General features: G+C 46.6%; 10 protein-coding genes. 2 read left to right on the forward strand and 8 right to left on the reverse strand.

Features of this window, described 5'->3' with window-relative positions:
• Positions 1 to 16 precede the first annotated feature (16 nt).
• The 6 genes from AC1XUF_RS10045 to AC1XUF_RS10070 form a co-directional block, all read right to left on the reverse strand.
• Positions 17 to 238, reverse strand: a complete 222-nt coding sequence (locus AC1XUF_RS10045) for a hypothetical protein (RefSeq protein WP_483341644.1) — start codon at positions 236 to 238, stop codon at positions 17 to 19.
• Complete coding sequence (locus tag AC1XUF_RS10050; protein ID WP_483341645.1) at positions 217 to 834, reverse strand: type 2 periplasmic-binding domain-containing protein; 618 nt, start codon at positions 832 to 834, stop codon at positions 217 to 219. Before AC1XUF_RS10050 ends, AC1XUF_RS10045 begins: the two co-directional genes overlap by 22 nt.
• On the reverse strand, positions 822 to 6,908 hold the full coding sequence (locus tag AC1XUF_RS10055; RefSeq protein ID WP_483341646.1) for a polymorphic toxin type 23 domain-containing protein: 6,087 nt from the start codon (positions 6,906 to 6,908) through the stop codon (positions 822 to 824). Before AC1XUF_RS10055 ends, AC1XUF_RS10050 begins: the two co-directional genes overlap by 13 nt.
• 122 nt (positions 6,909 to 7,030) lie before the next feature.
• Positions 7,031 to 8,500: a hypothetical protein gene (locus AC1XUF_RS10060; RefSeq protein WP_483341647.1), complete on the reverse strand. Its 1,470-nt coding sequence runs from the start codon at positions 8,498 to 8,500 to the stop codon at positions 7,031 to 7,033.
• A gap of 3 nt (positions 8,501 to 8,503) precedes the next feature.
• Positions 8,504 to 9,037: an RNA polymerase sigma factor gene (locus AC1XUF_RS10065; protein ID WP_483341648.1), complete on the reverse strand. Its 534-nt coding sequence runs from the start codon at positions 9,035 to 9,037 to the stop codon at positions 8,504 to 8,506.
• A 62-nt stretch (positions 9,038 to 9,099) separates the two neighbouring features.
• Positions 9,100 to 9,876: a hypothetical protein gene (locus AC1XUF_RS10070; RefSeq protein WP_483341649.1), complete on the reverse strand. Its 777-nt coding sequence runs from the start codon at positions 9,874 to 9,876 to the stop codon at positions 9,100 to 9,102.
• A gap of 159 nt (positions 9,877 to 10,035) precedes the next feature.
• On the opposite strand from AC1XUF_RS10070, the gene AC1XUF_RS10075 reads away from it, so the two are divergent.
• Positions 10,036 to 10,452: a pyridoxamine 5'-phosphate oxidase family protein gene (locus tag AC1XUF_RS10075; RefSeq protein ID WP_483341650.1), complete on the forward strand. Its 417-nt coding sequence runs from the start codon at positions 10,036 to 10,038 to the stop codon at positions 10,450 to 10,452.
• Between the two features lie 357 nt (positions 10,453 to 10,809).
• The gene (locus AC1XUF_RS10080; RefSeq protein WP_483341651.1) at positions 10,810 to 11,988 is read left to right on the forward strand and encodes a dienelactone hydrolase family protein; all 1,179 of its coding nucleotides are present in this window, start codon (positions 10,810 to 10,812) and stop codon (positions 11,986 to 11,988) included.
• 68 nt (positions 11,989 to 12,056) lie between these two features.
• On the opposite strand, the gene AC1XUF_RS10085 is transcribed toward AC1XUF_RS10080, so the two are convergent.
• Both AC1XUF_RS10085 and AC1XUF_RS10090 read right to left on the reverse strand, forming a co-directional pair.
• Positions 12,057 to 14,507 (reverse strand): outer membrane beta-barrel protein, encoded by a 2,451-nt coding sequence (locus AC1XUF_RS10085; protein WP_483341652.1) that lies wholly within the window; start codon positions 14,505 to 14,507, stop codon positions 12,057 to 12,059.
• A gap of 16 nt (positions 14,508 to 14,523) precedes the next feature.
• Positions 14,524 to 16,203, reverse strand: coding sequence for a M56 family metallopeptidase (locus AC1XUF_RS10090; protein WP_483341653.1), 1,680 nt, complete (start codon positions 16,201 to 16,203; stop codon positions 14,524 to 14,526).
• Positions 16,204 to 16,212 lie beyond the last annotated feature (9 nt).

Consider the following 16,212-nt stretch of genomic DNA (forward strand, 5'->3'; position numbering starts at 1 on the left):
ACTCAAATCCTTCCAACTACCGGATCATACATCCTGCCGCCAACCGCGTTGCATTCATATTAATCAAATTGAAATTGGTCAAATGCACATGCCCGGTGAAACCTCGGTAGAGATAACTCGTAGGCGCTGGCACATTCACGAATGTCCAATCCGTCGAGTTGCGAAGCCGGCCCCAGGTGTCGAAGTTTTGGTCGAGCAGGATAGATGTAAAACAAGCTATATAGGTGCCTTTTTCCATCGCCGGTATTCGATCTCGTCACACCAAAACCATTTGCGCTTTTTTAGCCAACTTTTGTCGGGATCGGGCAAAGTGTCTTGCTTGCTAAATTGACTAAGTACAGCATCCGTATTTCTATTGTTTCGCTGATATTTATCCAAGTCGGATTTGGATAAGATCTTATCCCATGTTCTACCGATTACTTTCATTCTGTGATCGTCCACTAATTCAAACCATACTTCTTCTCTGTCCCATGACACAGTAATGGGAGGGGAAAAATATTGCGTTTTGACTATATTTTTATCAATGTAATAACTACCCCATAGGCCATAAGAAGAGTCGGTACTAAGAAATGTGTATAATTCCCCAGCTGGAAAAAAGATGAAATTTTCGCTGTAATCACTTGTGCGTATTCTTTCAAAAGATTCCAATTTATTTGGAGCCTTATGGTAAAATGAATAAACGCCGTTGGATTGAATAATTTTCGAGTTGTCTCTAGTTGGTGAAAAACAGAAATTAGTTTCTCGTACCTTCAACCTTTTTGGAGCGTCACGCCAGCAGCCGACGATTAGAATCGCAAGTAGAACGCTTACTTTTGAAATATTTATCTTCCCCATAATGAATACGGATTGTAAAAGCCACTTTGGAACATCATTCCATATTTGAACGAGTCATATTTGTTGTAAAAGTTTTGATATCCAGGAGGAAATCTTAGGTGTATGAAGTTTTGAGTTCTGTCTTGGAATAGCGGGTGACTGTACCCAATGCGTTCTATTGTATTCCCAAGTCGATATCCCACCCACAAGGGTGCACTGTATGTCTGGCCATTTATCCAGGCACCTCGCCCATCCTTATTGTAGTGACCAAGGCGATCAGTGCTGTTTTCTGTCCCTAATCCCTCAGTATTTGGATCATTATTATAAAGCCTCGTCCCAATAACAAAATTTCCAATGCCTACTTCTAGAGAATTCGAGCGCCAACGATCCTGATGATTAAATGCGAAAAAGTCATTCTCTATTCGGAAGGAGACTTTACCTAGTGATAAACTGGCTCCTCCAACAACCTGGTTATTGGGCTTTCCATCGGGTCCAATATCATCACCATAGCGTGTTTGATAATAACCAGCGCCATAGCCTTTATAACTAATGCTGCCTCCATAGGCAGAGTGATTATTGCCGCCGCCGCCGCCAACGCTGAAATTCCAACCACCAGCGGAGATTGACGTGCTTCCATTGACTGTGAAATCACCGGTTATATTGACACCCACGTTAACCCCAGTAGTAACATTTCCCTGGGTATGAGAAACACTTGCCGAAATCCCCATACCCAATGGGTTTATACCTGCTGAAACGGAAGTCGTCCCGTTGTTGTAAATCTGAAATTGCAGGGAATTGCTCAGTGCGTTCGTGGCGTTCGAAGCGTTTCGGTAGGCTACTTTTCCGGGCTTATCAACCCCATTTAGCAGATTACTTGCGAAATCTGCGGTGAAAGCCATGGCGAAGTAAGCCATTTGAAGAATTTGACCACTTGGATCTGTATACTTTAGGGGATTATTGTTTGCATAACTATACCGGTTATACCCCTGCGTCGAATAGCCGTTCTGCACATAATTATCAACACTCAAAACCCTCCCAACAACCGGATCATACATCCGGCCATTCATATTAATCAAATTAAAATTAGTCAAATGCTCGTGCCCCGTAAAACCGCGATAGAGGTAGCTCGTCGGTGCAGGGACATTCACGAACGTCCAATCCGTCGGGTTGCGGAGCCTGCCCCAGGCGTCGAAGTTCTGATCCAGAAGGACGGTTCCGTTGAGGGCGGTCATGGTGAGCAGTGATCCCAGGTGGTCGGTGTAGGTGTAATAGTATTGGTCGGCTCCGTTTTCGCGGATCACGATGGCGATTAATCCTGCCGGAGAACTGATGTAATGCAGGTGCTTGTCGGCGACACCGGGTGTTATATCCTTTTCGTAAGACCCGAAATAATAGTGGGTGTTGATCAGCGCGGCATTCTTTTTCATGACCCCTTTCAGCCTTTGGTAGTCGGCGCCATAGGTGTAAGTCAGTTCATAAGGCTGTCCTGAGCCGTTTTCAGTGATTTTTTCGGGCTGGTTAAATGCCGTGTAGGTAATTTCCTGGGTCAGGACCGGGATGGCTGTTGTGGGGGAAATGATCCCTGTCAATGCATTGGACTTCGTCGGGTGGTAGCTGAATGTCTCCCCGGCGTCGCTTTTGGAACTGATGTTTCCCGAGGGCTGGTAAGTAGTTACCTGGGCGGCTTTGCCCAAAACCGTCGCTGTGAGCAGGCGGTTGAGGTTGTCGTAAGTGAAGCTTTCCTCCTTGTTTTTGATGTAATCCTTACGCTTGTCGAGGTTGCCTTTGGCATAATCCCAGGTCAGTTCCAGGTTTTGGATGCCCGCAGTTGTGAACTGTTTGGGGATGCCGTAATTGTAGGTGATTGCGGACGATTTGCCATTCCCCAATGCATAGGCCGTGTTTTGGCCCAGCCCGTTCATGTCGGTGTTGGTGTAGAGTGTTACCGAGCTGTTCCCGTTTTTAATGGTGGTCGGGTAACCATTGCTGTCGTAGCCGTGTGTGGTCCCGAAGCCGGAAGGATAAAGGACCGAAGTTATATCGCCGTATAGGTTGTAACCATAAGTGGTCGTGTAGGCGGTTGCATCCACGGTTTGCTTGGAAGTCTGCAGCCTGCCATAGTTATCATAAGTAAATTCTTCCAGGTTGCCTGCAAAGCCGGTTATTTTTTTGAGCTGGTTGGTAGAAGCGCCGCTGCCAGTAGGATAAAACTCATAAACCGTTGCGCCTTCTGGCCCTGTCCGGTTGAGCGTCCGGCCCAGCAGGTCGTATTGCATCGTGTGGGTTTTGTTGTTCGCATTGGTCTGCGAGGCGAGTTGTCCGAGCGCATTGTAATCATAAGCGGTGGTACCGGCATTGAGGTCGGTCAGGGAAGTTTGCCTGCCTTGTACATCGTATTGGCTGCTGGTGATGACGGTCCCGTTACTGACTTCTTTGAGACCGCCGTGGCTGTAATACGTGTAGGTAAGTGTACCGCCGTTGTCTGTCGCGCTCACCGTTTTGCCGGTTGCATCCGTACCGGTTGAGGCCGATTGCCCGGCTGTTGTACGGGTTGTGGTTAATATGCCAGCATTATAAGTGTAAGACAGTGTCGTGCTGGTCAATGCATTGGAGGTGCTAATCAGGCGATTATATGGATCGGCAGCGTCGTAAGTATGGGTGGTCGTCAGTACCGGCTCCCAGGATTTGGCAGGTTGTGTTGATGTTGCCACATTGCCCCGGTTGTCGTACGAGGTGGTTTGCGTGGTCCATCCGGAAGGGAATGCTTCGGTCTGTGTTTTGATCTCCCTTCCCAAAACATCAAACCAGGTTTTCACATCGGGCTTTCCCGGATGGGCAACGAGATTAAACCAGATGGCCCCGTTGGCCATATCCCAGCCAAAAGAATTGACGACCGTATATCCTTCCGGGTAAGCGGTTGTGGCCGCCCTTCCAAAAGCATCATAGGTAAAAGTGGTAGTAAGGCCGTCAATGCCGGTTGATGTCAGCGGTTTTCCCCACTTGGGGTCATAGGTGGCTGTTGAAACCTGCCCCAGCTCATTGGTTGTAGATTCGGCGTAACGTCCTTTGGCATCATATGTTGCAGACGTGGCGCGGGCCGCAAGCCCCGATGGTGTAACAGTTGATTTCTTCAGATTTCCCAGCGGGTGGTAGTCAAAAGTTGTATTGACGCTTTTGGGCAGCCCGGAAAAGTCTGTTTTGGAGGTGAGCTGACCGAGATTGTTGTACCCCATGCCGGTTGTTACGGCAAAGGCAGCTTGCCCGCCCCTGGTTTTACTGACTGTCACTGAGGTGGGCTTGTTAGGGATTGTACCGGGATAAGCACCGTAGACGGTGGTTGTGACGGTCGTTTCAACGTTGTTATGGTTTACCGTGTTTTGGGTTACATTCCCGTAGTTGTCGAACGTATTGTTAACGGAACTTGCCGTTCTGCCTTCAAAAGCGTTGTTTTCGCTGCTGCTTTTGACCCTGTACAAAAAGCGTTTGTTACCTGCGGCACCCTGCTGGATAAATTCGTCGACAATGGTATTTTCACTGATCAGTTTATTGCCTGCTATCCAGTACGTCCTGCTTTTTTGGGGAGCGGATACATAGTAAGTGGTGTTGAATTCATTTTCAGACACGGACTTCGTGCCGCTGACCAGATCGAAACTGGTTGTTTTTGAAAATCCCAGCAAGCCTTTCCCCGCCCGGTGTATTCTGGCATCCTCATAACTGTATTGGATCGTATTCTCACCACCAACACCATTTTGACTGACAAACTGATAAACCGCATACATCGGAAGCTGCACACTGTTGAAGGGATAGGCTGAACTTGCTCCTTTGGTATATAAATCCCCGCCATCGGACATGCTTTTATAATTCCAGGTGGAGATATGTCCAATGCCGTTGGCGACTTTATGGATCAGGTTCTCTTTACCCGAAGGTTTGAATTTGAAATGTTTATAAGGATTGGCATAAAAATCCACACTGATTACCTCGGCCCGGCTATCCCCATCCAGATCTGCCATGTAGGAGGGAGAAGAAGAGACGGGTTCTGCCAGGTCGCTCTGAATATCGAAAAAGTCGACACCCCTGCTGTAATAGATATCCAGCTTTGCGGCACTGAAATTCGCATTATTCTTTCCGTGATAAATATCCGTTTTACCATCCGCATTGAAATCGGCCAGGTTCACGTGATGGTTCTTATAATATTCATTGGTAATGTTCGGAATTTGCGACCAGGTGAAGGTTGAGGGTATGAAACCGGCCCCGGTGGACAGTGCTTTCGTCCAGGTTGCCGCATTATCGGTTAGCGAGCTTCGGGTCAATAAATCGGTCTTGCGGTCGCCATTGAAATCCCCGAAATAAACCAGGTGGTCTTTGGTCGGGAAATTGGAGGAGTAAATGCGGCGGGCGGCGTTTGCGTCCAGCGTAAATATCTCGCAAAGATTGTCTTTGATCAGCATCAGGTCGCTTTTGCCGTCGCCATTGAAATCCAGGACATAGATTTTATCGGCATTGGCCCAGTCAGCAATGGGAAATCCAGTCGCGCCAGCAACACCAATACTCCCACAGGCGCCACCCTGGATGTAATTGGTGCATAAAAACGGGAGGTAACTGTTTAAGTCATTGCCCAGGATCGTGATGTATTCGTTGATCCCGTCACCGTCGAAATCGCCAGGAAGAAAATAGTTTAATTTGGAGGGTATTTTATAAAAATTGGGCTGAACGCTCCGACGGTGTTTGATGAAAGATTGCGCAGCATTGGTGCTTTCATAGATGATTACGCTGTCGAGTTTACTATACGAGCCGGCGTTCGTTATTTTCAGGGTAACGATATCGTCAAGACCATCTCCGGTATAGTCGCCTGCCAGGATGTTATAATCGTTGGGAATTTTCTCACCCCGAACGAGCGAATAATTGGGACTTAACTTGAATTTTGCCCCGTTCGAAAGCAGGGGTGTGTTCGGTTGCGATAAATGAAGAGCAAGGGTGTCGTGATAATTCACATAGGGGATCCCGGAATTGACCGACACCGCGGTAATCACATCCGTTTTTCCGTCCCCGTTAAAATCCCCGAAAAAAGGATCATGGGCCGGAAAATTTCCATTCGATAAACTTGCATTTTGAAATGGGACCGGAACTTCACCATACTTAAAAATAGTCGAGTTCAGGCTGCTCCCATCAGCCCCCGATTCAACCACTTCCCTCAGATAGGAATTAATATTATCCCAGCCGTAATTAAACTGATAGCTTTTGGAAATACTGCCTTCTGCTGTGACTGAGATTTTGTCGAGCAAGAATTTGCTGGTTATGAGCGAACTGGCTAGATACTGGCCATTGATGTCTCCTCTTACTTTGTAGTCAAATTTAATTTTATTGTAAGGCGCAAGTCCGGTAATAGTGTTTCCTGTGTAATTGATTTCATCAATCCTTGAATCCCGGTCGGTGAAAGTATATTTGAAGTCGATGTAATTGCCATCGGGATATTTCAGGCGATTCATTCTCCAGAAAAGCACATTCACGCTGGCCTCGTCCATCACCCTGGAATCGGCCGTGTTGCCGTATTCCATTTCGATGCCATCTTTGGTCACCACTTTAAACCAGGTCGGGCCTGTGCCGCTGATGCCGTTTGAGGTTATAATTGCAAAATTCTCACTCTCTGTCCCATACGTCGCGGCATTTGCTCCGTAACTTCCCGACAAGCCCATGAGCATTTGCCCATCCAGCGTAAAACGGTCATTGGTGCTGAGGTCAACCGGGGTAACTTGTCCATGATGGTAAACAGTCTGACCCGACCGGCTGATGACTGACAGCCCGGATATATTCCAGCCATTTCCTACCGGTCCGCTTCCTGAAAGTGAATGATAATCGATTGAAAACGAGGGAGCAATGCCATTTGTACCTGGCGGGACCGCGATTGGAATAGAATAAGTAGCACCGCCAGAAGACGATACATTTCCACTCGAGGGGATACTGCCAACCGGCAATGCCGGGTTAACTGTTTTAGTGAAAGTCTGATTGGTATAAAGCGGCGTATTGTAATCCACATTTTGTGCAATCGCTTGACTTGTAAGAATGAGGGTAAGAACGAATAAGGAGAATTTTTTCATTTCAGTGTGTTTCGTTAATTCCTTTTTTGCCTAGTGGTAGCCTTTTCGGCGGAAGTAACGGAACGGCATGAAATTTCTCGTATCTATTTTTCTAACGGCTGCTTTTGAAACGGCATTCGGTATTACCAAACCAAATACCTCAGAAAAACCTGCCCATTCAAAGCCTTAACTGGGAATTGTGAAGATTTTGAAACATTTGATAAGGGTAAAATAACATTTAAACCTGCTTGAAAACGGCCTGGATTAAACATGATCCCCGCTTTGAATGTAACAAGGCGGGGATTGATGTTTGCCCCTAATGCTGATTTCCCGAGGATTGCTAATTGCCCTGGAAGAATATCACCTCTGTAATTTTCGCCCTCCCGTCGGACTAAGGCTCTGGAAAAGGTAAAGTATGACACCCCCGCATCCAACGCGAACAGACGGGAAATCTGGTACTGGTATTGCAGGTTGAACGTCGCACCGACGGCCTTGATGAACCTTTTGTTGTTATAAAACTTGGAGGAGTCGGTGCTGATGGTTGAATCGATTTCGTGGCTGATCTCCGTGTTGTTGCCAAAGTATGACTGGTAGGGCAGCATACTGACCGTCAGCGAGTGCTTTTGCCAGCTTTTCGACAGAAATAATCCGGGGATCAGGGTTTTGGGAAATCCCTGGGTGCTGTCCGCGCCTGTGAAGAGGTAGTCTGTTCCTTTGAAAGATGTGTTGAAATTCCATTCCAAGCCAACATGGAACGTCCTGGTACGGCCATTTTTTTGATGGGCTGTTTTGCCGGTTTGCTTGAGAAAATCGTGGCTGACGATCTTATTTTTCAAATCAGGATCGTGCACGGGAAGCTGAACCCTCATGGATTTTAGCATGAGAACTGAAAAACGGGCCGGGACTTTAGCCGGATTTTCAGCTACCGGCGGGTTGGAAATGAGATGATTGAATGCTTTATCCACTTGTTCGGCATAGGTAACGCCGACCAGCGAATGTTTGCCTTCCGAACCCGCTCGAACATCAGAGGCGTTTCTTTCTGCAATACGAGGTTTTGTTTTTGATGACCTGGCGTTTTGTGAAAGTCGGCTCATGTTATTTTCACGATTTTTTGATGCGCTAACCTGCTCTTTCCGGTCATAAACTTTGTCGATGAGAACCTCCGGAGTACTCTTTTCTTTCGGATCAGTTGCGGTGGCTGGGGTTGAAGGTTCAGAATTTGTGTGGCTAGTCAACGGGGTGAGGGAATCGGATAAAGCTTGACCGCCATGATACCCCCTGGAAACTTTCGGATTGGAAACGTCAGTCTGGGTAGGGTTGGAGATCGCGGAGTCTCTGGCTAGAGACTTGTTCGGGCTCTGAAAGGGGACGTCCGGATCCTGTGTGAAAAGGATCCATGCGGACAATGCAGCGGTACTCAGCACACCAGCGATCATCCATTTGAATTTCATCAGGTGAGAGATCACCTTTCCAGCTTTTCCGACGTGCACATTTTTTACCGGCATTGCATCCAGCATACCGCTCATTTCCGCCCATGCGTCGTCAGCCGGCACTTCAGGTTGGGGAAGCTGGTCGCGAAGATACTTATCGATATGTCTGTTTCTTTCTTTCACGTTTCAAAGTGATTTTTCAAAAATGATCCTCAGCTTGTTCCGGCTTTCGCTCAGATGCCATTTCACAGTTCCATCGCTGATCCCCAACGCCTCCCCGATTTCCTTAACCGAAAAGCCGTCTAGATAATACAGCCCGCATATCCTTCTGGTCGCCAGGGGCAACTGTTGAAGGTATACGTGAATATCACCGCCCGAAAGCTGGTCGAAAGGATTTTCGGCAGACTCATATCCCATTTTATCCTCTATCTCGTCATAGTCAAATGCCTGGGTTTTGCGGTCCCGAAGCAGGCTTAATGCTGCGTTTCTGACAATCGTATACATCCAGCTGAAAAACTCGCCTTTGCCTGGGTCATATTGTTCGATATTTTGAAAAACCCTCAGCATTCCGTTGTTGATCGCAGTCAGGATGTCGTGTTTCTCTTCGAAAAAAGTCTTGCAAAGCGCAAAGAGAACAGGATAAAATTGCCGGTACAATTTTTCCTGACTCTGGCGCTCCTTGCGCCGACATCCGGCCAATATTTGCTCTAAATTCTTCAAAATTAGGGTTAGGGTGGCTGGCAAAACGTTTGCCAGCCTGCTACTTTCTCTGTTGAGTTGTCTTAGATGGATTTGGTTGTAAACACTACACCGCTGCTGTAAGGCCAATCAAATTCATATTTGTTTCCTGTTTTCTTAAAGGAACCCTTATAGGTTTTATTGTTAAATAAAACCTCAATCTCTCCATTATATGTTGCTTGATTCGGATTGGTGAGATAAAGTACACTTTTGGGTTTGTTTTCACCAGGCTGGCACATCGTGCTTGTGGCTATACTGCGGAATTGAATTTGAAACAAGGCGCCGGTTTGATTCGTGGAAGTTACCAGTTGACTATTCTTGCAATCATAAGTTCCTTTTGTCACACTGCTGAGTACCAATACATTTGAAGAGTCCGCATAGAAGCTTGGCGTTACCTGCAATTCTTCGTTTTCTTTAAAAGCTTGTTCCCCGCTCGGCGGCGTGTAGATTTCGTCGCTTACCTGCACATCCAGGTAGGCAGTATCGTAACTCATGCTGTCGATCGCAAACACACGGTAGTTTCCGGCCTTTTGAAAGTAAATGGTGCTTTGACTACCATTGTTGATCACGATCTGAGCGGGGATTACACGCCACATGACGAAAGGGCTTTTGGGGTCTAACAATGTAAAACCGGCGGGTTCTTTTTGTTTGATCCCGGTTGTTTTTTCTGTAGTGATCCTGGGCGCGCCTGTGCCGTCATCTGCACTGGTTCGTGCGGTTACTGGCGCAGGTGCCTCATTTTCCATTTTGTTTCTTTCACAGGCAACAAGCTGGATAAAGAACAATACAATGCATAGCAGGATTAACTTTTCTGTTTTCACGACTGTCTGGTTAAGTTTTGAACAATACTGATCGGGTGATTCCCTGTCAATAAAATAAACTACAAGGGATGACCGCCAGGTTGGGTACCTGAGGGAATTAATTTTTATGGCATTATTTTATTATGTCTTACGGCTAAACTTCATCAACAAACAAAAGCCATGGCAGACAAGACACTGAAAGACGTAAGCGAGATTATGAAAGATCTTGACATTTGCATGCTTACCACCACTACATCAAACGGCATGCTCGCATCACGACCGATGAGCAACAACAGGCAAGTGGAATATGACGGGAACTCCCACTTTTTTACCTGGGAAGGTTCGCGGATGGTTGCCGATATCGAACTGGACAATGGTGTTAATCTGGGTTTTCAGCAGGGTTACGAACTTTTCATTTCCATAACAGGAAAGGCAGAAGTTATACGGAGCCGCGAAAAAATGGAAGAGCATTGGGTGGACGAATTGGAAGACTGGTTTGAGGAAGGCTTGGACACGCCCGGTCTGGCTATGATCACAGTTGTAGCTAAGCAGATCAAATATTGGCAGGGCGAGGAAGAAGGAGAAGTGAAGTTATAGTGAACAGTTGATCTGTATGCAAAGCGAGGTTGCTGCTAAATACGGCAGTGCCTCCGCTTTGGAACACCCTCCTGGGTTTTTCGCTCCATGGTCCCTTTGCCAGTTATTCCCATCGCATCATATTGGATATTTCCCCAGGCAGGTAGAGTGCCGAGTTGATAGGTAGGAATTTGGAAGGATGATACTTTATCATAAACAAGCTTTTGGATTAGCCCGGCAACATTTGCGCACCAACCCGCAGCGCGTATGTTAAAGTGTTATTATGAACCCTGCTGTTCAGATCCGTACCGGTGTGCTCACAGGAGAACCCGGTTCTTGAGAATTTGTGATTTGTAAGTGATCATGAAATACCTCCCGATGTCAAAAATTGTTATTCAAATAGTCCTGCTGGTTCTCGCATGCGCAGACGTGCGGGCTCAGAATTACGATGAATCCAAAGTGCCTTCCTATGTTTTACCCGATGTGCTGAAAACAATCTCGGGCAAAAAAGTAAAGAAAACCAAAACCTGGGAAAGGGTAAGGCGACCGGAAATCCTGAAGATGTTCGAGGACAATATTTATGGGCAAATGCCCACTTCTTATGATAGTGTAAGGCGTACGATTGTGAGTGAGGAAGGCGTGGCGATGGATGGGAAGGCTAAATTGAAACAAGTGCTGATCGAAGTTTTTAAGAATAGAAAATCTGTTAAAATCAACCTCGTCCTTTTTGTTCCGGCAAATACTTCCCAACCCGTACCCGCTTTTTTATTGATCAATAACAGGGGAAAGGAAAACACGGATCCGACCCGTAAAAAGAAAAGCGAGTTCTGGCCGGCTGAGATGCTGATAGACAGTGGTTTTGCCATTGCGGCATTTCAGGTCGATGATGTTGCTCCGGATCATAAGGACACCTATATGAATGGTGTGTTGCAGTTATACCCCGAACAGTTGAAAGCAGACAATGGGATGAAAGCAATTGGTGCGTGGGCCTGGGGAGCGAGCCGCGTTATGGACTATTTTGAAAAGGAACCCGACATCGACGCCAACAAAGTGATTGTGGTAGGGCATTCACGCGGAGGAAAGGCATCTCTTTGGGCAGCGGCTGAGGATCAGCGGTTTGCAGCTTGTGTTACCAATTGTTCCGGAAATTCGGGAGCAGCGTTGTCCCGGCGCCAGTTTGGTGAAAGGGTTGCGCGGATCAATACTTCATTTCCCTATTGGTTTAATAATAACTTTAAGAAATTCAATGATAAAGAAAATCTGTTGCCGGTAGATCAGCACATGCTCATCGCACTGGTTGCTCCGCGACCCGTTTACGCGACCAATGCTTCCAAAGATCTGTGGGCCGACCCCACCGGCACGTATCTATCCTTAAAGCATGCCGAAAGCGTATACAAGTTGTATAAAATGAAATCGGTGTTGCCGGCAACGCCTCCCGGTATTAACAAACCGCTGCCGAACCCACCGCTCGCTTACCACAACCGCGAGGGCGAGCACAATCTGACTGCATATGACTGGGGAAATTTCATCAGGTTTGCCAGAGCCTCTGGTTTTTGAAGGGTTAAAAGGTTAACGGTTAAAAAGACTAATTTTTTTTCTTAACTATTTAATCCTCAATTCTTTCCCTAGTTTTTAACCCGCTGCTCCTCGCTACCCGAGCCACCGATATTTCTTTTCTGCCGGTTTGATGCGCCTTTGCTGAAACTGTACATGAAACTCAGCGATAAAACCCGGGTGTCGGCATTGTTGCGATAAGAGGCTGAGGTATTGGGAATGTTGAGGATCGTTCCGTACGGTTCCAACGAACTGAAAACGTCCCGGATGGTAAGACGGACGCTGCCTTTATTGTCCAGTATTTTCTTTTGCACACCTATGTTCATCAGGAAGAGGGAGGATTTGTCAAATTGTGCGCTCTGACTTTTTGTAATGTAAAAACCGCCCAGTTCAGCACTCCACCCTTTTTTGAACAAAAACTGGTTGCTCGGATTGATTAAGCCATAGGTAGAGCCTGTCACACGGTTAGCATCGCCCGGCATTCCCTTGAAGCGGTTGCTGATCAGTTCTGCATAAAAGTTGCAGGTCCACCATTTTCCGGCCATGACCTTGCCCGACAGCGTGATGCCTCCCCAGATCAGCCGGCTCACATTTCCCGTACGGCTGATGAAAATATTTCCAACCTGTTCGATGACTTCGCTCTGCATATGATTGGTGAAATTATACAATAGGGATAGGTTGAAACGGCTCTTATAGCTCAGTGCCACCTGAAACTTGTTTCCGAATTCAGGTTTCAGATAGGGGTTACCGGCGAAGTAGGAGAATTTGTCCAATAAGAAAACAAACGGGTTCAGGTCCTGGTAATAAGGCCGGCCGATCCTGCGACCATATGAGAAATTGAGGCTGGTGTTGTTGCTGTCCAGTTTGTACGAAACGTAAATGGTAGGAAACAGGCTGGTGTATCTCAATGTAAACGAAGAATCCCTTTTCATGGCATTGCCAAGCTGATGACCATTGGCGTGTGTGTTTTCCAATCTAATGCCCGTTTGAATGGTAACTGAAGAAAGTGATTTGTTGAAATTGACATATGCCGAATGAATGTTCTCGGTGTAGCGAAAGCGGTTCGTTTTGTCGTAATCGATTGTTAATTCTCCATTCTTGTGCAAAAAGTAATTGGCTGCATTGTCTGTATCCACGTAGCTGCTCTTAAAGCCGGCGCCGAGTTTTCCTTTATTTTTCAACGGACGTTCATAGTCTGCCTTTCCCGAATAAATATGGATCCTGGCTGGAAGGTTAGTAGTGATTTCTTCCTGGTATCTGAGGCCCCGGTCCGGTCCGAGGAAGTTGTTCAGAAAACTTTGAGTGGTTGAAATACTGTAGTTGATATAATCAAGATCAAACGTAAGCATGCGGCCGGTACTGTCGTATTGGTGACTGAAATTGAGGTTGATACCCTGTTGTCGGAAACGTTTATTTTCACTGTTATGGGCTTCAATAAGCGAGTCGATGCTCCCGGCCGCGTTCATGACCGCACTGTTGACCGGCCTGGTTTCCTTCGTATGCGATTCAGAGCCTGAGAATACGATACCCCAGGTGGTTTTTGAGTCGGCATAAAAGTCAACCCCTCCTTTGAAATTGACAGTCTTGCTGGCCGGATAGAATAAAGTGGTCTGGACAAATGAGGAAAGCAGCGCATTGCTCTCGGAATAATAACGCCTTTCAATGTCAAGCTGCCGCCAGCTTTTCTGCCTGTTGAAACTGGTGTTGGCAAAAAAGTTGAACCGGTTGTTGCGGTAATTCAGGTTCAGGGCTTCGTTGTGTCGCCCGTAGTAGGAGCGTTCAGGAGTTAGGGTAATGCTCCCGTTGAGCCCTTTCGTCTTGGTTTTCTTTGTCTTGATATTGATAATTCCCGCGCTTCCGGCCGCATCGTACCTGGCCGGAGGATTGGTAATGAGCTCAATCTGATCGACAGTATTAGACGGCAGAGATTTGAGATACGCAGCCAGCGCCGCAGCCGAGAGGTAGGTGGGCCGGTTATCGATCATAACCAGGACGCCAGACTGGCCTTTGAGACTGATATTGCCATTTTGGTCGACCATTACACCCGGCGATTTTTCCAGGACTTCCAGTACACTGGCACCGGCATTGCTGATCAGCGCATCGACGTTCACAACCGTCCGGTCGATCTTGTATTCCACAAATTCCTTCTGGGCGGTTACCTGGACTTCTTTCAACTGAATGTCCGAAGCCCGCAGAATGATAGGATCCAATGCAATTGCTTGTCGATTTTCAGAAACGCCGATTTTTGCGCTTTGGTAAGATTTATAACCCATCATCGAAACAGAAAGCAGATATTCCCCGGTTTTGAGATTGGTAAAAATGAATGCGCCGTCTTTGTCGCTGATCTCAGTTTTAACCAAACTCGAGTCGTTCGAGAGCGACACGGAAACCGCCGCGCCTTCAATTGGTTTATGATCGGCGTTCAGGATTTTTCCATTCAATTGCGCGTAAACTGTCCCCAAACATGCTATTTGGGCAACAGCAATCCCCAGGGCAAATTTGCCCGTACTAAAAATTTTCATGGCTGATTTTCAGGAATTATTTGTGACTGCTTCCGTAGGTAAAATCGATGTGGTCGTCAGGCCCAATTACCGTGGAAATGACTTTGCGATGGATCTCATCGGAGACTTTTATGCCATTGACAATGAGCTCGTTATTGGTAATATGAAATTCGACATTGTCCCTTGAGATCTTGATCCCGTTCTTCTCTATTTCACTCAGGATACGTTCGTTGAAAGCAGCAAGGCGCTCGTTTTTCTGTAGCTTATAAGGCTTATATTGCTGATGGACAGGTTCAAAGGAAAGCCGTTTCCCGACATCGTATTTTTTCGCAAGGCTATCATAGGTTCGCGAAACGTTTTCATATTCAGCGTATGCTTTTGCATCGGACAAGTCATTATGCAATGTTAAATTAAGGGGATTAAGCTGCAATGGTTGCAAATGCTGTAATTTCAATGGTTTTAAAGTATCCGGTTGGATCGGGCCTATCAGAGGTTTTAATTCCTGAACCGGATATTCGTTTTGATTTGAGCTGTCTGCTGTGAGATCAGGAGAAGCTATCATACCATTATCTTTAACAGTATTTTGCCTTGCTTTTGGGGCTGCTTTGCCAAGAGCAGGCACGGGCACCTCCTGGCGTACTTTGCGAATCCTGGCTTTTAACAAATGCATCAGTCCAACCTGTGCTCCGTTGTGTGCGAACAGGACGGTAAATGTGAAGAGCATTAAAACAGACACCGCCAGTATGATCTTTTCAGAAAGTTTAAGAGTAGCATTAGTTCGGGAAGCGATCCGCCGTGCACGCTGCACCAGGCTGCTTTCACTGTTGAACGCAACACTATATACGGGATTCGCCAGCTGGTATTCCCGGAATGACAGCAATGCATTGATATAAACAATTTTGTTTCCCGAGTAACGTAATGCCATGTCGTCACAGCAATTTTCCCGCTCTTTCCGGATCAGCGAAGAAATCCATAATAACGCCGGATTGAAGAAAAATAAAAGCTCGGTTAGGTGTTGTAAAAAATTGACGAAGAAGTCCAGACGTTTGATATGGGCCAGTTCATGGAGCAAAACCATTTCTATCTGGTCTGAAGGAATAGCAGAAATCACGCCGAGGGGGACCAATATGACCGGCTTGAAATGACCCAGCACCATTGGAATCCTGACCAGACCTGACTGCAATACTTTTACCGGGTTTGAAATACCCATTTCACTTGCATACCGCGCTACTTTCTTTTCCCATTCGTTGCCTATCGGGTATACCTGATTTCTTTTGAGATATTCCAGTCTGTATAAACCAATTCCCAGTCGCAGGCTTTTAATTGCAATCACCAGCAGCCAGAAGATGGTGATTGTCCCTGCATTGCGTGTCAGAAAATCAGAAACAGCTGCTATGAAATTGTTTTGGAAATCGGCAGGGTTGGTGGCAAATACGTGCGTGATAACCGGATTAGGTACGGCCTGGTTATGGGTTATATGCGAGGTGCCAGGATTTGGGACAATTAAAAAAAATGTGAATCCAACAGCAATTACAAATAGGCAAAGTAGCCCCGTCAGCAAATTATACCGAATCTCGGGCTTTGCTTTTTTGGTAAGCAAAAGCACCAATCCGGCGCCGATTGCCAGCAACACACCAAGCCACAACGAGTGTAGGAGGGTTAACCCGATTTTCCGGATCAGCATTTCGATGTTTTCGTTTGTCAAAGAGAAATCCATGGCTGTTGT

The sequence above is a fragment of the Dyadobacter sp. HNCC25DJ185 genome, from assembly GCF_056895195.1.

Excerpts from the sequence above, each read along its gene's own strand:
- AC1XUF_RS10045 (WP_483341644.1), bottom strand. The coding sequence starts at position 238 with ATGGAAAAAGGCACCTATATAGCTTGTTTTACATCTATCCTGCTCGAC.
- AC1XUF_RS10050 (WP_483341645.1), bottom strand. The coding sequence starts at position 834 with ATGGGGAAGATAAATATTTCAAAAGTAAGCGTTCTACTTGCGATTCTA.
- AC1XUF_RS10055 (WP_483341646.1), bottom strand. The coding sequence starts at position 6,908 with ATGAAAAAATTCTCCTTATTCGTTCTTACCCTCATTCTTACAAGTCAA.
- AC1XUF_RS10075 (WP_483341650.1), top strand. The coding sequence starts at position 10,036 with ATGGCAGACAAGACACTGAAAGACGTAAGCGAGATTATGAAAGATCTT.
- AC1XUF_RS10080 (WP_483341651.1), top strand. The coding sequence starts at position 10,810 with ATGTCAAAAATTGTTATTCAAATAGTCCTGCTGGTTCTCGCATGCGCA.
- AC1XUF_RS10085 (WP_483341652.1), bottom strand. The coding sequence starts at position 14,507 with ATGAAAATTTTTAGTACGGGCAAATTTGCCCTGGGGATTGCTGTTGCC.
- AC1XUF_RS10090 (WP_483341653.1), bottom strand. The coding sequence starts at position 16,203 with ATGGATTTCTCTTTGACAAACGAAAACATCGAAATGCTGATCCGGAAA.